General features: G+C 64.5%; 18 protein-coding genes and 1 pseudogene. 4 read left to right on the top strand and 15 right to left on the bottom strand.

Annotated features, from left to right (window positions below; translation table 11 throughout):
* Positions 1-187: 187 nt before the first annotated feature.
* Together DN387_RS00955 and DN387_RS00950 are read right to left on the bottom strand one after the other, a co-directional pair.
* Complete coding sequence (locus DN387_RS00955; RefSeq protein WP_043862083.1) at positions 188-1,033, bottom strand: mechanosensitive ion channel family protein; 846 nt, start codon at positions 1,031-1,033, stop codon at positions 188-190.
* A 117-nt stretch (positions 1,034-1,150) separates the two neighbouring features.
* A complete protein-coding gene (locus DN387_RS00950) occupies positions 1,151-1,636 on the bottom strand; it encodes a YajQ family cyclic di-GMP-binding protein (protein WP_043862082.1) in 486 nt (161 codons plus the stop codon).
* A 116-nt stretch (positions 1,637-1,752) separates the two neighbouring features.
* Here DN387_RS00950 and DN387_RS00945 point away from each other — a divergent pair, with 116 nt between their 5' ends.
* From DN387_RS00945 to DN387_RS00935, 3 genes are read left to right on the top strand one after another with little or no spacing between them, the layout of a single operon-like run.
* Positions 1,753-2,670, top strand: coding sequence for a putative 2-dehydropantoate 2-reductase (locus tag DN387_RS00945; RefSeq protein ID WP_054914830.1), 918 nt, complete (start codon positions 1,753-1,755; stop codon positions 2,668-2,670).
* A gap of 46 nt (positions 2,671-2,716) precedes the next feature.
* Positions 2,717-4,753, top strand: a complete 2,037-nt coding sequence (locus DN387_RS00940; protein WP_054914831.1) for an ATP-binding protein — start codon at positions 2,717-2,719, stop codon at positions 4,751-4,753.
* A 2-nt stretch (positions 4,754-4,755) separates the two neighbouring features.
* The gene (locus DN387_RS00935) at positions 4,756-5,316 is read left to right on the top strand and encodes a cob(I)yrinic acid a,c-diamide adenosyltransferase (RefSeq protein ID WP_043862079.1); all 561 of its coding nucleotides are present in this window, start codon (positions 4,756-4,758) and stop codon (positions 5,314-5,316) included.
* Positions 5,317-5,394: 78 nt separating this feature from the next.
* Here the strand turns inward: DN387_RS00935 and DN387_RS00930 are convergent, their stop codons facing one another.
* From DN387_RS00930 to secA, 4 genes and pseudogenes are all read right to left on the bottom strand, one after another.
* Positions 5,395-6,339 carry a Nudix family hydrolase gene (locus tag DN387_RS00930; protein WP_043862078.1) on the bottom strand — a complete coding sequence of 315 codons (945 nt, stop codon included), beginning with the start codon at positions 6,337-6,339 and terminating at the stop codon, positions 5,395-5,397.
* Positions 6,336-6,968 carry a glutathione S-transferase gene (locus DN387_RS00925; protein WP_054914832.1) on the bottom strand — a complete coding sequence of 211 codons (633 nt, stop codon included), beginning with the start codon at positions 6,966-6,968 and terminating at the stop codon, positions 6,336-6,338. The genes DN387_RS00930 and DN387_RS00925 overlap by 4 nt, the downstream gene beginning before the upstream one ends.
* Positions 6,969-7,069: 101 nt before the next feature.
* Positions 7,070-8,178: pseudogene (argJ, locus tag DN387_RS00920) on the bottom strand (bifunctional glutamate N-acetyltransferase/amino-acid acetyltransferase ArgJ).
* Between the two features lie 232 nt (positions 8,179-8,410).
* Complete coding sequence (gene secA, locus DN387_RS00915) at positions 8,411-11,146, bottom strand: preprotein translocase subunit SecA (protein ID WP_054914834.1); 2,736 nt, start codon at positions 11,144-11,146, stop codon at positions 8,411-8,413.
* Positions 11,147-11,408: 262 nt separating this feature from the next.
* Between secA and DN387_RS00910 the strand changes: the two genes are divergently transcribed.
* On the top strand, positions 11,409-11,858 hold the full coding sequence (locus DN387_RS00910) for a DUF721 domain-containing protein (protein ID WP_054914835.1): 450 nt from the start codon (positions 11,409-11,411) through the stop codon (positions 11,856-11,858).
* 99 nt (positions 11,859-11,957) lie between these two features.
* On the opposite strand, the gene lpxC is transcribed toward DN387_RS00910, so the two are convergent.
* From lpxC to murD, 9 genes are all read right to left on the bottom strand, one after another.
* Positions 11,958-12,869 carry a UDP-3-O-acyl-N-acetylglucosamine deacetylase gene (lpxC, locus tag DN387_RS00905; RefSeq protein WP_043862073.1) on the bottom strand — a complete coding sequence of 304 codons (912 nt, stop codon included), beginning with the start codon at positions 12,867-12,869 and terminating at the stop codon, positions 11,958-11,960.
* A 112-nt stretch (positions 12,870-12,981) separates the two neighbouring features.
* Positions 12,982-14,172 carry a cell division protein FtsZ gene (ftsZ, locus tag DN387_RS00900; protein WP_043862072.1) on the bottom strand — a complete coding sequence of 397 codons (1,191 nt, stop codon included), beginning with the start codon at positions 14,170-14,172 and terminating at the stop codon, positions 12,982-12,984.
* Between the two features lie 56 nt (positions 14,173-14,228).
* Positions 14,229-15,482, bottom strand: a complete 1,254-nt coding sequence (gene ftsA, locus DN387_RS00895; protein ID WP_043862071.1) for a cell division protein FtsA — start codon at positions 15,480-15,482, stop codon at positions 14,229-14,231.
* A 15-nt stretch (positions 15,483-15,497) separates the two neighbouring features.
* Entirely contained in the window at positions 15,498-16,364 is an 867-nt protein-coding gene (locus tag DN387_RS00890) for a cell division protein FtsQ/DivIB (protein WP_043862070.1), read from the bottom strand.
* Between the two features lie 4 nt (positions 16,365-16,368).
* A complete protein-coding gene (locus DN387_RS00885) occupies positions 16,369-17,325 on the bottom strand; it encodes a D-alanine--D-alanine ligase (protein WP_043862069.1) in 957 nt (318 codons plus the stop codon).
* Positions 17,322-18,776: a UDP-N-acetylmuramate--L-alanine ligase gene (gene murC / locus DN387_RS00880; protein ID WP_043862068.1), complete on the bottom strand. Its 1,455-nt coding sequence runs from the start codon at positions 18,774-18,776 to the stop codon at positions 17,322-17,324. Before murC ends, DN387_RS00885 begins: the two co-directional genes overlap by 4 nt.
* Complete coding sequence (gene murG, locus DN387_RS00875; protein WP_054914836.1) at positions 18,769-19,848, bottom strand: undecaprenyldiphospho-muramoylpentapeptide beta-N-acetylglucosaminyltransferase; 1,080 nt, start codon at positions 19,846-19,848, stop codon at positions 18,769-18,771. Before murG ends, murC begins: the two co-directional genes overlap by 8 nt.
* A complete protein-coding gene (ftsW, locus tag DN387_RS00870) occupies positions 19,838-21,049 on the bottom strand; it encodes a putative lipid II flippase FtsW (protein WP_173925074.1) in 1,212 nt (403 codons plus the stop codon). The genes murG and ftsW overlap by 11 nt, the downstream gene beginning before the upstream one ends.
* Positions 21,049-22,395 (bottom strand): UDP-N-acetylmuramoyl-L-alanine--D-glutamate ligase, encoded by a 1,347-nt coding sequence (murD, locus tag DN387_RS00865; RefSeq protein ID WP_054914838.1) that lies wholly within the window; start codon positions 22,393-22,395, stop codon positions 21,049-21,051. Before murD ends, ftsW begins: the two co-directional genes overlap by 1 nt.
* Positions 22,396-22,399 lie beyond the last annotated feature (4 nt).

Raw genomic sequence — 22,399 nt, 5'->3', positions numbered from 1 at the left:
CTGGCAGGGAAAATCAGCCAGCCTGTATGCCAGAAAAGGCAAAGGTCGGACAGTAACAAGAAGTGAACAAGTGTAATCGGTGCACCCGAATCGCGGGGCAAGCCGCGCTCCCACGCGGTCATCACTGTCTCCAGACACATGATGTACCTGTGGGAGCGGGCTTGACCCGCGATGAGCTCGAGGCGTGTTACTGCACGGCCGCTTCCTGCACCACACGGATTACCCGCTGCGGAAACGGGATGTCGATGCCCTCGGCCTTCAACCGGTCGCGCGCATGCTCGTTGAGCATGAACATCACGTCCCAGTAGTCAGCCGTCTTCACCCATGCTCGCAGCGACACGGTGATCGAGCTGTCGCCCAGTGCCGAAATCACCGCCTGGGGCGCGCCCGGTTCCTGCAGCACCCGTGGGTCATTGGCCAGGTCCAGCAGCACCTTGCGCGCTACCTGCAGATCGGCCTCGTAGTCCACGCCCACATCGAACACCACCTTGCGGGTCGGCTGGCGGTTGGTGTTGGTGATGATGCCGTTGGACAGGCTGCCGTTGGGCAGGATCACCGTCTTGTTGTCACCGGTACGCAGCACCGTGTGGAAGATCTGGATGCTGTCCACGGTACCGCTGACCCCCTGGGCCTCGATCCAGTCGCCCAGGCGGAACGGACGGAACAGCAGGATCAGCACCCCACCGGCGAAGTTCGCCAGGCTGCCCTGCAAGGCCAGGCCGATGGCCAGGCCGGCGGCACCGATGGCGGCCACGAACGAGGTGGTCTCGATGCCGATCATCGAGGCCACGCTGACCACCAGCAGGATCTTCAGAATGATGTTCGCCAGGCTGCTGATGAAGCCTTGCAGCGCCAGGTCGGCGTTGCGCAGGGCCAGCAGCTTGCCCAGGCGGTAGGTGACCTTGTTGATCACCCACCAGCCGATGGCCAGGGTCAGCAGCGCCAGCAACAGGCGACTGCCATATTCCATGATCATCGGGATCCAGGTCTGCGAAGTCCTGACCAGCTGATCCACTTCAGCGTTCAAATCCATAGGTTGTCTCCTGATGCCGGGCGGCAAAAAACGGGGAAAGCGTGGCGCCGCAATCGTTTCAGCGGCCGCAGAAACCTCGGACGCCGAAACGGCGCCAAGGTTCCGGGTACACGGGGATCAGTCGCGGAAGTTGTTGAACTGCAGCGGCATGCCGAACTCCTTGGCACGCAGGGCCGCGATGGCTTCCTGCAGGTCGTCGCGTTTCTTGCCGGTGACACGTACCTGCTCGCCCTGGATGGCGGCCTGGACCTTGAGCTTGGCGTCCTTGATGTGGGCGACGATCTTCTTGGCCAGTTCCTTGTCGATGCCTTCCTTCAGCGTCGCTTCCTGCTTCATCACCTTGCCCGATGCGAAGGCATCCTTGACCTCCAGGCACTGCACGTCGATCTTGCGCTTGACCAGCGCCAGCTTGAGGATGTCGATCATCGCCTCGAGCTGGAACTCGGCCTCGGCGGTGAGGTTGACGGTCAGTTCCTTTTCCTTGAACTCGAAGCTGCCCTTGCCCTTGAGGTCGTAGCGGCGGTCGAGCTCCTTGACCGCGTTTTCCACGGCGTTGGTGACTTCGTGCTTGTCCAGTTCCGATACCACGTCGAACGACGGCATATCCATTCTCCAAAAAAATAAACGCACGCTCATGGGCCCCTGGTCGCAGAGCATGATGGAGCGTGCCGGGTTTGACGGTTAAAATGCGGGTTCATTATAACGGTTGCGAAACGCAGATGAGCAGCACCTGGCATATTCTCGGCGCCGGCAGCCTGGGCAGCCTCTGGGCCTGCCGCCTGGCACAGGCCGGCAAGGCGGTCCGCCTGATCCTGCGCGACCCTGCGCGCCTGCACGCCTACGAGGCAGCGGGCGGCCTGAGCCTGGTACACAACGGCCAGGCGCAGCGCCACGCGATCCCCGCCGAAACCGCCGATGCAGGCACGCCTATCCACCGGCTGCTGGTGGCCTGCAAGGCCTACGACGCGCCCGCGGCAGTGGCGCAGCTGGCGCCGCGACTGGCGCGCAATGCCGAGCTGGTGTTGCTGCAGAACGGCCTGGGCAGCCAGGACGAAGTCGCCAGCCAGGTCCCCCACGCACGCTGCATCTTCGCCTCCAGCACCGAGGGCGCGTTTCGCGAAGCCGACTGGCAGGTGAACTTTGCCGGGCATGGCTTCAACTGGCTGGGCGACCCGGCCAACCCACTGCCGCCCGATTGGCTCGACGACCTGACCGACGCCGGCATCCCGCACCAGTGGACCCCGGACATCCTCACCCGGCTGTGGCGCAAGCTGGCGCTCAACTGCGCCATCAACCCACTGACCGTGCTGCATGCGTGCCGCAACGGCGGCCTGGCCGAGCATCACTGCGAGGTGGCCACGCTGTGCGCGGAGCTGGCCGAGCTGCTGCAGCACTGCGGCCAGCCCGAAGCCGCCACCGACCTGCAGGTCGAGGTCGAACGGGTCATCCAGGCCACGGCGGCGAACTACTCTTCCATGTACCAGGACGTGCGCCAGGGCCGACGCACCGAGATCCACTACCTGCTCGGCCACGCCTGCCGCGTTGCCGCCCGCCACGGCCGCCATCTGGCGCACCTTGAACGGCTGCACCGGCGCCTGGTCGAACACCTGAAAGCACGCGGGTTGCCCAGCGACTGAGGGCAACGCTACCCTGCCCCTCCACCCACAGGATCACGCCGTCACCATGCCCTTGCGCGAACGCCTGGAAAACCTGCCGGTCGGCCAGAAGCTGCTGGCCGCCCTGCTGGTGCTGCTGATCACCATTCTGCTGGTGGCCAACCTGACCTTCATCAGCGCCGCCTACTGGATCTCCCAGGAGGCCATGGCGCCCCAGGCCCTGCAGACCATCGGCCGCCTGGTATCGCACCCGGAGCTGGCACAGCGCGCCGCCGACTCGCCAGAGGCGGCCAACGACCTGCTCAAGGAACTGGACAGCTACACCCCGCTGCGCGCCGCCGCGCTGTATGGCAGCGACGGCAAGCTGCTGGCGCAGTTGCAGCACGGCGAACCCCTGGCTGTGCCCAAGCGCTACCGCAACATCGAGAGCTGGCGCCTGACCGAGTTTCGCAGCACCCAGCTGGTAACCCTGCCGCGCCCCGGCAACCCGCCCGGGCATCTGCTGCTGGTGGCCAGCAGCGAGCTGCCGATGGCCTTCTATACCGGCACACTGACCGCCAGCCTGGGCATCCTGGTGTTCAGCATCCTGCTATGGATGCTGATTGCGCGGCAGATCAAGCGCCTGATCACCCAGCCGATCTACCAGCTCGAACAGCTCTCGCGCCAGGTGACCCGCGAAGAGAACTATGCCCTGCGCGCGCGCCCCGGCAACCGCGACGAAATCGGCAGCCTGGCCGAGGCGTTCAACACCATGCTGTCGCGCATCGAAGCCCGCGAACAGCAACTCAAGCGCGCCCGCGACGAATTCCAGACCGCCTATGACCAGGCCCAGGGCCTGGCCGAGGAAACCCGTCACACCAACCGCAAGCTGGAACTCGAAGTACAGGTGCGCAGCAAGATCGAGCGCAAGCTCACCGGCTTTCAGAACTACCTCAACAGCATCATCGACTCCATGCCCTCGGCACTGATCGCCCTGGACGAACAGCTCTACGTGACCCAGTGGAACCAGGAGGCCAGCGCGCTTTCCGGCACGCCGCTGGACGAGGCGCTGAACCAGCCTATCTTCCTCGCGTTCGAGCCGCTCAAGCCGTTCCTGCCGCAGCTCAAGGAAAGCGTCGAGAAGCACCGCGTGGCCAAGATCGAGCGGGTCACCTGGACCAGGGGCGACGATGCGCGCCACTACGCCCTGACCTTCTACCCGCTGATGGGCGGTGGCGGGCGCGGCGTGGTGATTCGCATCGACGACATCACCCAGCGCCTGTCGCTCGAAGAGATGATGGTGCAGTCGGAGAAGATGCTCTCGGTCGGTGGCCTGGCTGCTGGCATGGCGCACGAGATCAACAACCCGCTGGGGGCGATCCTGCACAACGTGCAGAACATCCGTCGACGCCTGTCCCCCGACCTGCCGAAGAACCTGGAGCAGGCCAGCGAAACCGGCATCGACCTGGGTACGGTCAACCAGTACCTGGAAAACCGCCAGGTACCCCAGTTGCTCGATGGCATCCAGCAGGCCGGCGCACGGGCGGCCAAGATCGTCACCCACATGCTCAGCTTCAGCCGCCGCAGCAACCGCCAGATGGCACCGTGCGACCTGCCGGCATTGATCGACCAGGCGGTGGAGATCGCCGGCAACGACTTCGACCTGACCGAAGGCTTCGACTTCAAGGGCCAGGCCATCGTGCGCCAGTTCGACCCGGCCCTGGGCCCGGTGCCCGGCACCGCCAACGAGCTGGAACAGGTGCTGCTCAACCTGCTCAAGAACGCCGCCCAGGCGATTCACCAGCGCGAAGACGACAGCGAACCGGGGCGTATCATCCTGCGCACCCGGCTCAACCCGCCGTGGGCCGAGATCCAGGTCGAAGACAACGGCGTGGGCATGCCCGAGGCGGTGCGCAAGCGCACCTTCGAGCCGTTCTTCACCACCAAGGAAATCGGCCAGGGCACTGGCCTGGGCCTGTCGGTGTCGTATTTCATCATCACCAACAACCACAAGGGCCAGATGGAGGTGCAGTCGGCGCCGGGCCAGGGCACGTGCTTCACCTTGCGCCTGCCGCTGAGCAACCTGCCGATGCCACCCCCCGGCCCGCCAACGATGGAGTCATGAGCATGGGTTTTCGCTTGTCGAAGATTTACACCCGCACCGGCGACAAGGGCGAAACCGGCCTGGGCGACGGCCGTCGCGTCGCCAAGGACCATCCGCGCATCGAGGCCATCGGCGAGGTGGACACGCTCAACAGCCAGCTGGGCGTGTTGCTGGCAGGCCTGGCCGAGCAACACCTGGACGAGGTGGTCGAAGTGCTGGCGCCGTGTCAGCATCGGCTGTTCGACCTGGGTGGTGAGCTGGCGATGCCCAGTTACCAGGCCTTGAACGAGGCCGAGGTGCAGCGCCTGGAAGCGGCGATCGACCACTGGAACGAAGAGCTGGGGCCTCTGGAGAACTTCATTCTGCCGGGCGGTTCGGCGCTGATTGCCCAGGCCCATGTATGCCGCAGCCTGGCCCGCAGTGCGGAGCGGCGGTGTCAGCAGTTGAATGCGGCAGAGCCGCTGGCGGGGGTGGGGCTGGCGTACATCAATCGGCTGTCGGACTTGCTGTTCGTGGCGGCGCGGGTGATTGCGCGGCGCCAGGGGGTGGCGGAGGTGTTATGGCAGGCTGCGGCCAGGCCATGACGCCGCTTCGCCGGCAAGGCCGGCTCCTACAAAGGTCAGCGCCGTCTGTAGGAGCCGGCCTTGCCGGCGAGGCTTCACTCAGGCCTCAGGCCAGAACGCCCGAATTCCGGCCACGCCTTGGGCGCCGAACTGCCAGGCCCGCTCGCAATCAGCCGGCCCCACGCCACCCAGCACATACACCGGCCGGTTGAAGCCTTCGATCAGCTCGCTGGCCTGCTCCCAGCCCAACGGTACCGCCTCGGGATGCGTCTGGGTCGCCTGCACCGGCGACAGGGTGACGAAATCCACCCCCATCTGCTCGGCCAGCGCCAGTTCTTCGGCGTTGTGACATGACGCGGCCAGCCAGCGCTCCCTGGGGAACGGTCGGCCCTTGGGCGCGTATTTGCGCAACTGCTCGGCCGTAAGGTGCCACCCTGCCGCCGGGAAATCGCCCAGCCACTCCAGCGGCCCCTTGAGCATCAACTGCGCCTTGCCGGCACACAGCCCCACCGCATCCACCGCCACATCGCGGTACTTGGGGTCGTAGCCGTTGGGCGCACGCAACTGCACCAGCTTGATCCCGCCGGCAATCGCCTTCTGGATGCCGCGCAGCAACTGCGGGGCTTCCAGTTCGCCCGGGGTGATCAGGTAGTGGCCAGGCAACCGCGCGGCCGCCACGATGGGCTGGTTGGCTTCAGGGAAGTCGTATTGCGGCAGTTCGCGTGGCGACACCCAGGCCAGTGGCTGGCCTTCGGCGCCATGGGGCTCGCCGGTAAAGCCGTCGACCTCCCACACGTCCAGCAGCACCTGCTTGTCGGGGTAGTCGTGACGCACCTTGATCAAGGGCCGCGCACGGGTCACGACGATGCCCAGTTCCTCGTGCAGCTCGCGGGCCAGGGCGATCTCGACCGCCTCCCCCGCCTCCACCTTGCCGCCGGGAAACTCCCACAGGCCGCCCTGATGCTGGCTGTCGGCACGGCGCGCAATCAGGATGCGCCCGTCGGTGCCACGGATCACCGCAGCGGCAACATGCACCCGCTTCACGACGCACGCTCCGCCAGCGCAGCCTTCTGCCAGGCCTGGAAGGCCGGCCACTGGTAGATGGCCTCGACGTAGGCGGCGGCTGCCGCTGGCAGTTCGACACGGTAGCTGCGCAGGCGCACCGCCACCGGGGCGAAGAAGGCGTCGGCCAGGCTCAGTTCGCCGAACAGGTACGGGCCCGGGGTCTTGGCCACCAGACGGCACTCGGACCACAGCGCGACGATGCGGTCGATGTCGATCTGCACCTCGAGTGGAATGCTCTCAAGGGCCTGATCGTGGTCCAGGTTCATCGGCATGGTGCTGCGCAGGGCAAAGAAGCCACTGTGCATCTGCGCGCAGGCCGAACGCGCCTGGGCCCGGGCAGCGATGTCGCTGGGCCACAGGTTGGCTTCAGGGTGGCGCTCGGCCAGGTACTCGGCGATTGCCAGAGAATCGGCGATGGTGCCGTGTTCGGACTTGAGCAGGGGCACCTTGCCGGTGGCGGAGTGCGCCAGGATGCGCTGGCGGGTATCGGGCTGGTTGAGGGTGATCAGCAGTTCGGTGTAGGGCACCCTGGCCAGCTCGAGGGCCAGGGCGGCGCGCAGCGACCAGGAGGAATACAGCTTGTCGCCGATGATCAGTTGGTAGCTCATGGGTGGGCTCCATCGGGATGTGCGGGGGCCTATCGCGGGTCAAGCCCGCTCCCACAGGGTTACTGCAATCCTTGAGGGAGCGGGCTTGACCCGCAATACGGTCAGGTACGGTATTCGGCGTTGATCTTCACATACTCATGGGACAGGTCGGTGGTCCAGATCGTCTCGCTGCAGTCGCCACGCCCCAGGTCGATGCGGATGGTGATCTCTTCCTGGGCCATCACGGCCGAGCCCTGGGCCTCGGTGTAGGTGGCGTTGCGGCCGCCTTTGCTGGCGATGCACACATCGTCCAGGTACACGTCGATCAGGCTCACGTCCAGGTTCGGCACGCCAGCACGGCCCACAGCTGCCAGGATCCGGCCCCAGTTCGGGTCGGAGGCGAACAGCGCGGTCTTGATCAGCGGCGAATGCGCCACGGCATAGCCGACGTCCAGGCATTCCTGATGATTGCCACCACCGTTGACCTGAACGGTCACGAACTTGGTCGCGCCTTCACCGTCACGCACGATGGCCTGGGCCACTTCCATGCACACCTCGAACACCGCCTTTTTCAGCGCGTCGAACAGCGGGCCGCGGGCTTCGATCACTTCAGCCACGTCGGCCTTGCCGGTGGCGATCAGCATGCAGCAATCGTTGGTCGAGGTATCGCCGTCGATGGTGATGCGGTTGAACGACTTGTTGGCGCCGTCCAGCAGCAGGTCCTTGAGCACGGCCGGCGCCACCTTGGCGTCGGTGGCGATGTAGCCGAGCATGGTCGCCATGTTCGGGCGGATCATCCCGGCGCCCTTGCTGATGCCGGTCACGGTGATGGTCACGCCGTCATGCTGGAACTGGCGGCTGGCACCCTTGGGCAGGGTGTCGGTGGTCATGATGCCGGTGGCGGCCTCGGCCCAGTTGTTTTCCGACAGGTCGTCCAGGGCGGCCTGCAGCGCGCCTTCGATCTTCTCGACCGGCAGTGGCTCACCGATCACACCGGTGGAGAACGGCAGCACCGCATCGGCGTCGACCCCGCCAGCTCGGCCAGCCTGGCGCAGGTGCGCTCGGCAGCGGCCAGGCCGGGGGCGCCGGTACCGGCGTTGGCGTTGCCGGTGTTGGTCAGCAGGTAACGCACACTGCCCTGCACGCGCTGCTTGGCCAGGATCACCGGGGCAGCGCAGAACGCATTGAGGGTGAACACGCCGGCAACGCTGGAGCCTTCGGCGCAGCGCATTACCACAACGTCCTTGCGCCCGGGGCGCTTGATGCCCGCAGAGGCAATACCGAGTTCAAAACCTGGAACCGGGTGCAACGTTGGCAAAGGACCAAGACCGACAGCCATGAAAGCGCTCCTAGAAAAAAGGCGCCGGCTCGAGATACCGGCGCTTGAGATGGAACAACGCCGCGACGGTTGGGCCCGTCGCGGCGCGGTGTTCAGATATCAGCAGGGGGCAACGGCGGTGCGATCAGTCGATCTTGCCGTGGCACTGCTTGAACTTCTTGCCCGAACCACACCAGCAGGGTTCGTTGCGGCCCAGCTTCTGCTCATTGCGCACCGGCGCTGCGGCCACGGCGACGTCGGCACCCTCCTCAAGCAGCTCGCCCGCTTCCAGGCCAGGGGCCTCGGCGTGCTGGAACTGCATGCGCTGGGCCAGCTCTTCGGCTTCGCGGCGCAGGCGTGCTTCCTCTTCGATCGGGTCTTCGCGGCGAACCTGAACGTGCGAGAGCACGCGGATGGTGTCGCGCTTGATCGAGTCCAGCAGTTCCTGGAACAGGGCAAACGACTCGCGCTTGTATTCCTGCTTCGGGTTCTTCTGGGCGTAGCCACGCAGGTGGATACCGTGGCGCAGGTGATCCATGGTCGACAGGTGGTCTTTCCACAGGTCGTCGATCACACGCAGCAGGATCTGCTTCTCGAAGGTACGCAGGGCATCGGCGCTGGCCTGCTCTTCCTTCTCGTTGTAGGCCGCCATCAGCTCGGCCATCAACTTCTCGCGCAGGGTCTCTTCGTACAGGTGGTCGTCTTCGTCCAGCCACTGCTGGATCGGCAGCTTGACCCCGAAATCGCTGGCCAGTGCCGCTTCCAGGCCCGGCACGTCCCACTGCTCGGGCAGCGACTGTGGCGGGATGTGCTGGGCCACGGTGGCATCGAGCACTTCCTGGCGGAACTCGGCGATGGTGTCGCCGATGTTGGTCGCCGCCAGCAGGCTGTTGCGCATGTGGTAGATGACCTTACGCTGCTCGTTGGCCACGTCGTCGAATTCGAGCAGTTGCTTGCGGATGTCGAAGTTGCGACCTTCGACCTTGCGCTGGGCTTTCTCGATGGCGTTGGTGACCATGCGGTGCTCGATGGCCTCGCCGGACTGCATGCCCAGGGCCTTCATGAAGTTCTTGACCCGGTCGGAGGCGAAGATGCGCATCAGGCTGTCTTCCAGCGACAGGTAGAAGCGGCTCGAGCCCGGGTCGCCCTGACGGCCGGAACGGCCACGCAGCTGGTTGTCGATACGGCGCGATTCGTGGCGCTCGGAGGCGATCACGTGCAGACCACCGGACTCGATCACCTGCTGGTGACGCTTCTGCCAGTCGGCCTTGACCTGGGCAACCTGCTCGGGCGTCGGGTTGTCCATGGCAGCCACTTCGACTTCCCAGTTGCCGCCCAGCAGGATGTCGGTACCACGACCGGCCATGTTGGTGGCGATGGTCAGTGCACCCGGGCGACCGGCCTGGGCGATGATCTCGGCTTCCTTCTCGTGGAACTTGGCGTTCAGGACCTTGTGATCGATGCCTTCCTTGATCAGCAGGTTGGACATGTGCTCGGAGGTTTCGATGGTGGCGGTACCCACCAGCACCGGACGCCCGGAAGCCATGCTCTCCTTGATGTCGGCGATGATCGCGGTGTACTTCTCTTCGGCGGTCAGGTAGACCAGGTCGTTGAAGTCCTTGCGCGCCAGCGGCTTGTTCGGCGGGATCACCATCACGTTGAGCTGGTAGATCTGGGCGAATTCGAACGCTTCGGTGTCAGCGGTACCGGTCATGCCGGACAGCTTGTTGTACAGGCGGAAGTAGTTCTGGAACGTGGTCGAGGCCAGCGTCTGGCTCTCGGGCTGGATGTTCAGGTTTTCCTTGGCCTCGATGGCCTGGTGCAGGCCCTCGGACAGGCGACGGCCCGGCATGGTGCGGCCGGTGTGCTCGTCGATCAGCAGGATCTGGCCGTCCTGCACGATGTACTCGACGTTGCGGTGGAACAGCTTGTGGGCACGCAGGCCGGCATACACGTGGGTCAGCAGGCCCAGGTTGTGCGCCGAGTAGAGGCTCTCGCCCTCGGCCAGCATGCCGACCTGGGTGAGCATCTCTTCGATGTACTGGTGGCCGGCTTCGTTGAGTTCGACCTGGCGGGTCTTCTCGTCGATGCTGTAGTGGCCTTCCTGGGTGACCTGGCCTTCGACCTCTTCGATGTGCTGCTTGAGCTGCGGGATCAGCTTGTTGATCTCGATGTACAGCTTGGAGCTGTCTTCGGCCTGGCCGGAGATGATCAGCGGGGTACGGGCTTCGTCGATCAGGATGGAGTCGACTTCGTCGATCACGGCGAAATTCAGCTCGCGCTGGAATTTCTCTTCCATGCTGAACGCCATGTTGTCGCGCAGGTAGTCGAAACCGAATTCGTTGTTGGTGCCGTAGGTGATGTCGGCGGCATAGGCGATGCGCTTTTCTTCCGGCGGCTGGAACGGGGTGACCACACCCACGGTGAGGCCCAGGTATTCATACAGAGGGCGCATCCAGTTGGCGTCGCGGCGGGCCAGGTAGTCGTTGACCGTGACCACGTGCACGCCCTTGCCGGACAGCGCGTTGAGGTACACGCCCAGGGTCGCCACCAGGGTCTTGCCTTCACCGGTACGCATCTCTGCGATCATGCCCTCGTGCAAGGTCATGCCACCGATCAGCTGTACATCGAAGTGACGCATGCCCATGACCCGCTTGCCGGCCTCGCGCGCAACGGCGAAGGCTTCGGGCAACAGTTGGTCAAGGGTCTCGCCTTTGGCCAGGCGCTCTTTGAACGCTGCGGTCTTGGCCCGCAACTGCTCGTCCGTCAGGGCGACCATCTGCTCTTCGAAGGCATTGACGATCTGTACCGTCTTGAGCATGCGTTTGACTTCACGCTCGTTCTTGCTTCCAAAAAGTTTTTTTAACAAAGGCGCAAACATATTGGCAGGATCTTCCACACGTAGGGATGGAGGGCGGCCCCGTGAGTCGCCCGTGCAGCCCTTATGGCCGCATGCGAACGAGCATTCTACCCGGAAACGATGGTGAGGAAAGTGGCGGATTTCCACGATGCTGGCACAGCGCTTTTGACGGGGCTTTTTTACAATAAGGCCTTTTTCGCCAACTTCAACCCATCGTCACATGAAGAATTACCGGCGGGGCGATCTGTTAAGATGGCGCCACTGTATTTTTCGGACCCTGCCCATGGCTTTTCGCCCCCTGCCCGCCCGTGCACCCGCCGTGCTTTTGCGTGAAGCGCGACCGCTCAAGGCCCTGTTCAGCCAGGCCCAGCGCCTGGCCCAGCTGCAGCGCCTGGTGGAGAGCCAGTTGCAGCCGGCAGCGCGCGAGCATTGCCATGTGGCCTCCTGGCGCGAGGGTACGCTGCTGCTGATCGTCACCGACGGGCACTGGGCCACGCGCCTGCGCTACCAGCAGAAACGCCTGCTGCGCCAGTTGCAGATGATGGAGGCCTTCAGCAGCCTGACCCGCATCAATTTCAGGGTGCAGCCGGTGGCCGGTGTGGCACCCGCGGCGGGGCACCCGATGGACATCTCGACACGTTCGGCGCAGAACATCCACGCTACGGCCGAAGGGATCACCGACCCCAAGCTCAAGGCGGCGCTGGAGCGCCTGGCCAGGCACGGCAAGGGATAGACGAGCGCACAGCGCTCGCAAACCTGCGAGTGCGCGGCAATAAAAAAGGGCCACCCGAAGGCAGCCCCAAAAAATAACTAAAGAAGAGAGAGTTCGTACTTACACTGCCGCAACCGGACGCATGTAAGAGATCGGTGCCGTGCTGGCATCTTCGAACGTCACCACTTCCCACGCATCGGTTTCCTCGATCAGCTTGCGCAGCAGCTGATTGTTCAGCGCGTGTCCGGACTTGTAGCCCTTGAACTCGCCGATCAGGCTGTTGCCCAGCAGGTAGAGGTCGCCAATCGCATCGAGGATCTTGTGCTTGACGAATTCGTCTTCGTAGCGAAGGCCGTCTTCGTTGAGCACGCCATCCTTGTCCACGACGATGGCGTTTTCCACGCTGCCGCCGAGGGCGAGGTTGTGCTTGCGCAGGTACTCGATGTCACTCATGAACCCGAAGGTACGGGCGCGGCTGACTTCCTTCACGAACGAGGTGCTGGAAAAGTCCACGCTGGCACTCTGGGTCCGGTTGTGGAACACCGGGTGGTCGAAATCGATCTCGAAACTCACCTTGAACCCTTCGAAAGGCAGGAAAGTGGCGCGCTTGTCGCCGTCTTCCACTGTCACTTCACGCAGGATGCGGATGAACTTCTTGGCTGCGTCCTGTTCTTCCAGGCCGGCAGATTGAATCAGGAATACAAAGGGCCCGGCGCTGCCGTCCATAATTGGCACTTCGGACGCGGAGAGCTCGACGTAGGCGTTATCGATGCCCAGGCCAGCCATGGCCGAGAGCAGGTGCTCTACCGTGTCTACCTTGGTATCGCCATTGACCAGTGTCGTGGACATGGTCGTCTCGCCGACGTTTTCCGCACGGGCAGGGATCTGCACCACAGGGTCGAGGTCGGCACGGCAAAATACGATGCCGGTATCCACAGGGGCGGGCTTGAGGGTCAGGTAAACCTTTTCCCCGGAGTGCAGGCCGACACCTGTGGCACGGATGATATTTTTCAGGGTGCGTTGTTTAATCATGGCATTGGCCGCTTCAGCGCAAATTGCGAACTGGTATCAACAAAGGCTGAGGATAATAGCAGACCCGGCCTTTGCTGAACACCAATCACCTTCATAGCCCTGATAAATTCCATTAATCGGCCTGACGACGCAGGAAAGCCGGGATATCCAGATAATCCAGGTCGTCCTGCGGGTTCAGCTTCTGTGCCGCAGCGGCCCCGGCGTGAGCCTGGTTGCGCATGACGGTCGGACGCTCCAGATCGCGGTAGTTGACCGAAGGTTGCTCCGGACGGGCCGGTGCAGGGGCTGGGGTCTGTACAGCGGACGCTTGCAGGGTGTTGTCGATGACCTTGACCGGTTTCTCGATCTTGGCACCCAGGCCGGTGGCTACCACGGTGACGTGCAGCTCGTCGCGCATGTCCGGGTCAATGACGGTACCGACCTTGACCATGGCGTGGTCGGAGGCGAATGCCTCGATGATGCTGCCCACATCGGAGTATTCACCCAGCGACAGGTCAGGACCTGCGGTGATGTTCACCAGGATGCCGCGGGCGCCCTGCAGGTTGACGTCTTCGAGCAGCGGGTTGCGGATGGCCGCCTCGGTCGCTTCACGCGCACGGTTCGGACCGCTGGCGCAGCCGGTACCCATCATGGCCATGCCCATCTCGCTCATCACGGTACGCACGTCGGCGAAGTCGACGTTGATCATGCCCGGACGCTTGATGATGTCGGAGATACCGCGAACGGCACCGGCGAGCACGTCGTCAGCCTTGGCGAAGGCCGACAGCAGGCTGGCATCCTTGCCCAGGATGGTCAGCAGCTTCTCGTTCGGAATGGTGATCAGCGAATCGACGCTGTCGGCCAGGGCACGGATGCCCTCGTCGGCGATCTGCATGCGCTTGCGACCTTCGAACGGGAACGGACGGGTCACCACTGCAACGGTGAGGATGCCCATTTCCTTGGCCACTTCGGCGATGATCGGAGCAGCACCGGTACCGGTACCGCCGCCCATGCCGGTGGTGATGAACACCATGTTGGTGCCTTGCAGCACTTCGGCGATGCGCTCACGGTCTTCCAGCGCGGCCTGACGACCGACTTCCGGATTGGCACCTGCACCCAGGCCCTTGGTCACGCCGGTACCCAGTTGCAGGATGGTGCGCGCGCCGATGTTTTTCAGCGCTTGAGCATCGGTGTTGGCGCAGATGAATTCGACGCCTTCGATGTTGCTCTTGACCATGTGATTGACGGCGTTGCCACCGCCGCCACCGACGCCGATCACTTTGATGACCGGGCTTTGCGGGACGTTGTCTACGAGCTCGAACATTTTCCCTCTCCTTTCAGTTCTCTAGTTTTTTGCGCCTACTACTACTGCTTTGAAACTTAAAAGTTGCCCTGGACCCAGCGCTTGAGTCGCTCAAGCACCGGGGCCTTCGGTTCATCGCCATAGCTGTTGCTGCTGATACCGGTCAGGGTCACGCCTTCGGACTGCTTCTGCAGGCCATAGGTCAGAAGGCCCACGCCGGTGGAATAGATGGGGTTGCGCACCACGTCGCTCAGGCCCCGCACGGTGTAAGGCACGCCCAGGCGTACCGGCATGTGGAAAATCTCTTCGGCCAGTTCCACCGCGCCTTCCATCTTGGCGGTACCGCCGGTGAGCACGATGCCGGCCGGCACCAGGTCTTCGTAGCCACTGCGACGCAGTTCGGCCTGGATCAGGGTGAACAGTTCGTCGTAGCGTGGCTCGACCACTTCGGCCAGGGCCTGGCGCGACAGTTCGCGCGGCGGACGATCGCCCACGCTAGGCACCTTGATGGTTTCGCCGGCACCGGCCAGCTTGGCCAGGGCACAGGCGTAGCGGATCTTGATCTCTTCGGCGTACTGGGTGGGGGTACGCAGCGCCATGGCGATGTCGTTGGTCACCTGGTCGCCGGCAATCGGAATCACCGCCGTGTGGCGGATGGCGCCCTCGGTGAAGATCGCGATGTCGGTGGTACCGCCGCCGATGTCCACCAGGCACACGCCCAGCTCTTTTTCGTCATCGGTCAGCACCGAGTAGGCCGAGGCCAGTTGCTCGAGGATGATGTCGTCGATTTCAAGGCCGCAGCGGCGCACGCATTTTTCGATGTTCTGTGCTGCATTGACCGCACAGGTGACCACGTGCACCTTGGCTTCCAGGCGCACGCCGGACATGCCCAGCGGCTCGCGCACGCCTTCCTGGTTGTCGATCACGTAGTCCTGCGGCAGGGTGTGCAGCACCCGCTGGTCGGCCGGGATGGCCACGGCCTGGGCCGCGTCCAGCACCCGCTCCAGGTCCGCCGCGCTGACTTCGCGATCGCGGATGGCGACGATACCGTGGGAGTTCAGGCTGCGGATGTGATTGCCCGCCACGCCGACGAACGCCGAGTGAATCCGGCAGCCAGCCATCAGCTGGGCCTCTTCGACGGCGCGCTGGATCGACTGCACGGTGGATTCGATATTGACCACCACGCCCTTTTTCAGCCCGCGCGATGGATGGGTGCCGATACCGACGATTTCTAGGGTGCCATCGGCGGCCACTTCGCCCACCAGTGCAACCACCTTGGACGTACCGATATCCAGCCCGACGATCATTTTGCCGCTATGCGCATTTGCCATGGGTCCTGCCTCTCTCTAATTCTTCGCAACAGCGGGTTGGGCTGTCGTCGGTGCATTCGGTTCCCGCCAGCCAACGGCCAGGCCATTGGCGTAACGCAGATCGATGCGGGCGATGTTCGTGATCTGTTCTTTGAGCGTCTTGTCGTAAATGGCAATGAAGCGGCGCATCTTTTCCACCAGATGGTCGCGCCCCAGCAGCAACTCGATACCCGGCCCGGCGCTGCCGGCACCAGTGGTCAGGAACCAGCTGCCCCGCTCGCGCAGTTCCAGCCGGGCGATCGAGAAGCCCATGGGCCGCAACATCTGGCTCAGTACCTGATATTGCTGCATCACTTGCTGCTGCGCCCGCTGCGGCCCGAACAGCTGCGGCAGGTGCTCGTAGTTGGCCAGCTCGCGCGGGGTGAAGGCCTGGCCCTGGTTGTTGAGCAGGGCCTCGTCGCCCCAGCGCGCCACCGGCAGCTGTTCCTCGAGGCGGATCACCACTTCGTCCGGCCACACGCGACGCACTTCGGCATGCGCGATCCACGGCATCTGCTCGAGCTCGGTGCGCATGCTGGCCAGGTCGACGGTGAAGAAGCTGGCGGCCACATAGGGCGCGATACGCTGCTGCACGGCCTGCTGGCTGATGTAGCTCAGGTCGCCCTGCACGGCGATCTTGGTGATCGGCCGGTCGGCATACGGCATCAGGCGCTGTGCGCCCTCGTAGGCACCGAACCCGGCCACTACCAGCAGAACCGGCCACAGCAGACGCTTGAACACGCTGAAATTGGCCTTGGGCAGGCGCGCCGACAGTGGCTCCTTGGCCACCATCCGGCTGGCACCGCGCGGCACCGGCTTGCGGCCGGTGGCGGGTTGCTGATGACGTACCATCGCGCCTTGCATGGGCTTAACCTCGCGCCTCGACGCTGGCCGCCAGGATCGCCAGCACCAACTGCTGGAAGTCCAGGCCGGCCGCGCGTGCCGCCATTGGGACCAGGCTGTGATCGGTCATGCCTGGTGCGGTGTTGACTTCCAGAGGCCAGAAGTTGCCCTGCTCGTCCTGCATCACGTCCAGACGACCCCAGCCGGCAATGCCGATGGCGTCGCACGCACGTGCGGTCAGTTCGATCAGTTCCTGTTCCTTGGCAGCGTCCAGGCCGCACGGAATGCGGTACTGGGTATCGTTGGCGACGTACTTGGCGTCGTAGTCGTAGAACGTGTGCGGGGTGCCCAGCGCAATCGGCGGCAGCACCTGGCCGCGCAGCACGGCAATGGTGAACTCCGGACCGTGAATCCATTGTTCAACCAATACTTGCGAGTCGTAGGTGGCGGCGTCCTTCCAGGCAACGATCAATTCTTCGACGCTGCTCACTTTCGCCATACCGATACTGGAGCCTTCATGGGCCGGTTTGACGATCAAAGGGAAGCCCAGTTCCGCGCCCGCAGAAATACAGTCTTGCTCGCTGGCCAGCACCGCGTGGTGCGGGGTTGGAATACCCAGGCTTTTCCACACCTGTTTGGTGCGCAATTTGTCCATCGCCAGGGCCGACGCCAGGATGCCGCTGCCGGTGTAGGGGATACCCAGGCACTCGAGCAGGCCCTGCATGCTGCCGTCTTCACCGCCACGGCCGTGGAGAATGATGAAGGCGCGGTCGAGCTTCTCGCGCTGCAGACGGTCGAGCAGATCGTCACCCACATCGATGGCGATCACCTCGACGCCGGCGCTGGTGAGCGCCTCGATCACTGCGGCGCCGGACTTGAGCGACACCTCGCGCTCGGCGCTCTTGCCGCCGTACAGCACGCCGACACGGCCGAAGGCCTTCGGGTCGATGGTCGAGTGCAGCTTGGAGTATTGAGCAGTCATTTGGCCTTCCCTGCGGTGGCAACCGCGCCCGCGAACAATGGGCTTTTCAACAATTGCGGGGCCAGGCCACCGATGTCGCCGGCACCCTGGCACAGCAGGATGTCACCGGCACGCAGCAGCGGCTTGACCAGTGGCGCCAGCTCGATGCCGCGCTCGATGTAGATCGGGTCCAGCTGGCCACGCTGACGGATGCTGTGGCACAGCTGGCGGCTGTCGGCCCCCGGGATCGGCTCTTCGCCGGCCGGGTAGACTTCCATCAGCAGCAGCACGTTGGCATCGGCCAGCACCTGCACGAAGTCGTCGTACAGGTCGCGGGTACGGCTGTAGCGGTGCGGCTGGTAAACCATCACCAGGCGGCGCTCCGGCCAGCCACCGCGCACGGCCTTGATCACGGCCGCCACTTCGGTGGGGTGGTGACCGTAGTCGTCCACCAGCATCACGCTGCCACCGTCGACCGGCAGTTCGCCGTACACCTGGAAACGTCGGCCCACGCCCTGGAAGCCCGAAAGCCCCTGCACGATGGCCTCGTCGCTGATGCCCTCGTCGGTGGCGATGGCAATGGTGGCCAGTGCATTGAGCACATTGTGGTTGCCCGGCATGTTCACCGACACGTCCAGCGGCTCGCGGTCACGGCGCAGCACGGTGAAGTGGGTCTGCATGCCCGACTGGCGCACATTGATCGCGCGCACGTCGGCTTCCTCGGCAAAGCCGTAGGTCACTGCCGGGCGCTTGACCAGCGGCAGGATCTCGCGCACCACCGGATCATCCAGGCATACCACGGCCAGGCCGTAGAACGGCAGGTTGTGGAGGAACTCGACGAAGGTCTTCTTCAGCTTGTTGAAGTCGCCTTCATAGGTCGCCATGTGGTCGGCGTCGATGTTGGTGACCACGGCCACCAGCGGCTGCAGGTGCAGGAAGCTGGCGTCGCTTTCGTCGGCTTCGGCAATCAGGTAGCGGCTGGTACCCAGTTGTGCATTGGTACCTGCTGCATTCAGCCGGCCACCGATCACGAAGGTCGGGTCCAGGCCGCCGGCGGCGAACACCGAGGCCAGCAGGCTGGTGGTGGTGGTCTTGCCGTGGGTACCGGCTACCGCGATGCCGTGACGATAGCGCATCAGTTCGGCGAGCATCTCGGCACGCGGTACCACGGGGATACGCCGCTCAAGGGCCGTCGCCACTTCCGGGTTGGCCGTATTGATGGCACTGGACACCACCAGTACATCGGCACTGGCGGCGTTCTCGGCGCGGTGGCCAAGGAAGATTTCGGCACCAAAGGACTCCAGGCGCTCGGTGACCGGCGAGGCCTTGAGGTCCGAGCCGGAAACCTGGTAACCCAGGTTGAGCAATACCTCGGCAATACCGCACATGCCCACGCCGCCGATACCGACGAAGTGGATGCGGCGGATACGGCGCATTTCAGGTTGCGGGATGGCTTTCTGGCTTTCAACCATGGGCCACCTCCAGGCAGATATCGACCACGGTGCTGGTAGCCGCGGGTTTGGCCAGGCGTCGTGCGGTGCTGGCCATGGTGTCGAGTTTTTGCGGTTGCATCAGTACCTCGTTCAGGCGTTCAGCGAGCTGCGCTGCGCCAATTGTCGCTTGCGGCATCAGGAAGGCGGCGCCTTCACGTGCCAGATAGTGGGCGTTGTGGGTCTGGTGATCGTCGATGGCATGGGGCAGCGGCACCAGCATCGAGGGCAGACCGGCCGCAGCCAGTTCGCTGACGGTCAGCGCACCGGCCCGGCAGATCACCAGGTCGGCCCAGCCATAGGCGTGGGCCATGTCTTTGATGAACGGCTCTACCTGAGCCTCGATCCCGGCCTCGCGATAGCGCTCGGCGGTAATCTGGTCATGCTGCTTGCCGGCCTGGTGGAACACCTCGGGGCGCAGGGCCTCGGGTACCAGGGCCAGGGCCTGCGGCAACAGTTTGTTCAACGGCTCCGCGCCCAGGCTGCCGCCCAGCACCAGCAGGCGCGCGCGGCGACCGGCCAGTGGCTCGCGCACAGGCTCCAGGAACAGTTCGCCGCGCACCGGGTTGCCGGTGGTGCGCAGTTTGTCGCTGGCCTCGAAGGTGTTCGGGAAAGCTTCGCAGACTCGGCCTGCCAGCGGCACCAGCAGCCGATTGGCGGTACCGGCCTTGGCGTTCTGCTCGTGGATCACCACGGGCACGCCAGCCAGCTTCGCCGCCACACCGCCCGGGCCGGTCACATAGCCGCCAAAGCCGACCACACACACCGGCTTGAGCCGACGGATGATGCGCCGCGCCTGCAGCACCGCCTTGAACAGGGTGAACGGCGCCTTGAGCAGCGACAGCTTGCCCTTGCCACGCAAGCCGGTGACCTGGATCAGGTGCAGTTGCAACCCGGCCTGGGGCACCAGCTCGTTTTCGATACCGCGTGGGGTGCCCAGCCAGTGCACGGTGTAACCGCGTGCCTGGAACTCACGGGCGCAGGCCAGGGCCGGGAACACGTGGCCCCCGGTGCCGCCTGCCATGATCAATACGTTTTTGCCTTCAACGGCCATGTCTTGGCTCCTCGGCAAAATCGCTCTCATCGAATTCATGCTCTTCGCTGCCCAGGTGCGTGCGGCTCTCCCACTCGATGCGCAGCAGCAGGCCCATGCACACGCAGCAGATCACCAGCGAGCTGCCGCCGTAGCTGAGGAACGGCAGGGTCAGGCCCTTGGTCGGCAGCAGGCCGACGTTCACCCCGATGTTGATCAGGAACTGGCCGATCCACAGGAAGGCCAGGCCGTAGGCCATGTAGGCGGCAAAGAACTGCTTGGCTTTCTCGGCCCACAGACCGATGTACATCGCGCGCAGGCTGACGAACACGAACAGCGCAACGGTCAGCAGCGAACCGACCACGCCCAGCTCTTCGGCCAGTACCGAGAACACGAAGTCGGTGTGTGCTTCGGGCAGGTAGAACTGCTTCTGCACGCTGTTGCCCAGGCCCACGCCCAGCCACTCACCGCGGCCGAAGGCAATCAGGGCCTGGGTCAGCTGATAGCCGGAACCGAATTGATCCGACCAGGGGTCGGTGAAGGTGATCAGGCGGGCCATCCGGTAGGGCTGCGCCTGTACCAGAATGAACACCGCCGCCACCGCCAGCACCACCATCAGGCTGAAGCGGAACAGCCCCACCCCGCCCAGGAACAGCATCGCCGCGGCGGCGCCCATCATCACCACCGTGGCGCCGAAGTCCGGCTCCATCAGCAGCAGGCCGGCCATCGGCAGCAGCACGATGAACGGCTTGAAGAAGCCCATCCAGCTCTCGCGCACCTCGGTCTGGCGGCGCACCAGGTAACCAGCCAGGTAGATCACCACGAACACCTTGGCGATCTCGGAAGGCTGCACGTTGAAGAAGCTGAAGCCGATCCAGCGCATCGAGCCGTTCACTTCGCGGCCGATGCCCGGCACCAGTACCAGCACCAGCAACCCGAAGGCACCGACCAGCATCATGAAGCCCATGCGCTGCCAGGTGGCGATCGGCACCATCATGGTGACGACGCAGGCGACCAGGCCGATGGCCACGTACACCAGGTGACGGATCATGTGGTAAAGCGGGTTGCCCGACTGCAACGCGGCCACTTCCGAGGAGGCCGAGGTGATCATCACCAGGCCAAGGCCCAGCAGCGCCAGGCAGCCAGCGAGCATGGCGAAATCGAGGTCGATGCCGCGACCGGTGACCAGGGGGGACGGATAAGGCTTGATGATGCCGAAGATCATGCCAGCCCCTCCACGGCCTGGGCGAACAGGCGCCCACGCTCTTCGAAGTTCTTGAACATGTCCAGGCTTGCGCAGGCAGGCGACAGCAGCACGGCGTCGCCTGGCTGGGCGAGCGCGGCGCCCTGCTGCACGGCTTCGTCGAGGCTGCCGACGCGAATCAGCGGCACGCTGTCGCCCAACGCCTGGGCCAGGCGCTCGGCATCACGGCCCAGCAGCACCACGGCGCGGCAGTGCGCCGCCACCGGGGCACGCAGCGCCGAGAAGTCCGCGCCCTTGCCGTCGCCGCCGGCCACCAGCACCAGCTTGCCGTCGATATCCGCACCCAGGCCTTCGATGGCCGCCAGCGCGGCACCGACGTTGGTGGCCTTGGAGTCGTCGTACCAGCTCACGCCGTCACGCTCGCGCAGCCACTGGCAACGGTGGGCCAGGCCGGCAAAGGTGCGCAGGCTGGCCAGCATGGCGTCGAACGGCAGGCCTGCGGCATGCCCCAGGGCCAGCGCCGCGAGGGCGTTGGACTGGTTGTGCGCACCACGGATCTTCAGCTCGCGCACCGGCATCAGGGTCTGGAACTCGAACGCCAGGTACTTCTCGCCGTTCTCTTCGCGCAGCCCGAAGCCCTTGAAGTCGGGCACATTCAGGCCGAACGTCCAGCACGGCACGTTTTCCATCGGCAGCGGACGGCTCAGGGCATCCTGGCGGTTGACCACCACCTGCCGTGCGCCACGGAAGATCCGGTGCTTGGCCAGGTGATAGGCCGGCAGGCCGCTGTAGCGGTCCATGTGGTCTTCGCTGACGTTGAGCACGGTGGCCACTTCGGCATTCAACTGATCGGTGGTCTCCAGCTGGAAGCTCGACAGCTCCATCACGTACAGCTCGATGGCGTCGTCCAGCAGGTCCAGTGCCGGGGTACCGAGGTTGCCGCCCACTGCCACACGTTTGCCTGCCGCAACGGCCATCTCCCCGACCAGGGTGGTGACGGTGCTCTTGGCATTGGAACCGCTGATGGCAATGATCGGCGCCTTGGCATTGCGCGCGAACAACTCGATGTCGCCCGACAGCTTCACGCCGCGCGCGGCCGCCTGCTGCAGGGCCGGGGTCGCAAGGGCCAGGCCGGGGCTGACGTACAGCTCGTCGGCACGGCACAGGAACTCCACATCCAGTTCGCCACAACGCACTTCCACCTGCGGGTAGTCGCGACGCAAGGTCGCCAGCTCCGGCGGGTTCTCGCGGGTATCGGCCACCGCAAACGCAATGCCCCGGTTCGCCAGGAAGCGAACCAGGGACATGCCGCTCTTGCCGAGGCCGACAACGATGCGGAAGTGGTCAGACGCGATCAGGGACACTCGT

The sequence above is a fragment of the Pseudomonas sp. FBF18 genome, from assembly GCF_024261405.1.
Classification (GTDB): Bacteria; Pseudomonadota; Gammaproteobacteria; order Pseudomonadales; family Pseudomonadaceae; genus Aquipseudomonas; species Aquipseudomonas palmensis.
The sequence above is the reverse complement of the archived record's forward strand: the minus strand, read 5'-3'. Positions and strand labels throughout refer to the sequence as shown.

Coding starts and splice junctions, on each gene's coding strand:
- DN387_RS00955 (WP_043862083.1), bottom strand. CDS start 1,033: ATGGATTTGAACGCTGAAGTGGATCAGCTGGTCAGGACTTCGCAGACC.
- DN387_RS00950 (WP_043862082.1), bottom strand. CDS start 1,636: ATGCCGTCGTTCGACGTGGTATCGGAACTGGACAAGCACGAAGTCACC.
- DN387_RS00945 (WP_054914830.1), top strand. CDS start 1,753: ATGAGCAGCACCTGGCATATTCTCGGCGCCGGCAGCCTGGGCAGCCTC.
- DN387_RS00940 (WP_054914831.1), top strand. CDS start 2,717: ATGCCCTTGCGCGAACGCCTGGAAAACCTGCCGGTCGGCCAGAAGCTG.
- DN387_RS00935 (WP_043862079.1), top strand. CDS start 4,756: ATGGGTTTTCGCTTGTCGAAGATTTACACCCGCACCGGCGACAAGGGC.
- DN387_RS00925 (WP_054914832.1), bottom strand. CDS start 6,968: ATGAGCTACCAACTGATCATCGGCGACAAGCTGTATTCCTCCTGGTCG.
- secA (WP_054914834.1), bottom strand. CDS start 11,146: ATGTTTGCGCCTTTGTTAAAAAAACTTTTTGGAAGCAAGAACGAGCGT.
- DN387_RS00910 (WP_054914835.1), top strand. CDS start 11,409: ATGGCTTTTCGCCCCCTGCCCGCCCGTGCACCCGCCGTGCTTTTGCGT.
- lpxC (WP_043862073.1), bottom strand. CDS start 12,869: ATGATTAAACAACGCACCCTGAAAAATATCATCCGTGCCACAGGTGTC.
- ftsZ (WP_043862072.1), bottom strand. CDS start 14,172: ATGTTCGAGCTCGTAGACAACGTCCCGCAAAGCCCGGTCATCAAAGTG.
- ftsA (WP_043862071.1), bottom strand. CDS start 15,482: ATGGCAAATGCGCATAGCGGCAAAATGATCGTCGGGCTGGATATCGGT.
- DN387_RS00890 (WP_043862070.1), bottom strand. CDS start 16,364: ATGCAAGGCGCGATGGTACGTCATCAGCAACCCGCCACCGGCCGCAAG.
- DN387_RS00885 (WP_043862069.1), bottom strand. CDS start 17,325: ATGACTGCTCAATACTCCAAGCTGCACTCGACCATCGACCCGAAGGCC.
- murC (WP_043862068.1), bottom strand. CDS start 18,776: ATGGTTGAAAGCCAGAAAGCCATCCCGCAACCTGAAATGCGCCGTATC.
- murG (WP_054914836.1), bottom strand. CDS start 19,848: ATGGCCGTTGAAGGCAAAAACGTATTGATCATGGCAGGCGGCACCGGG.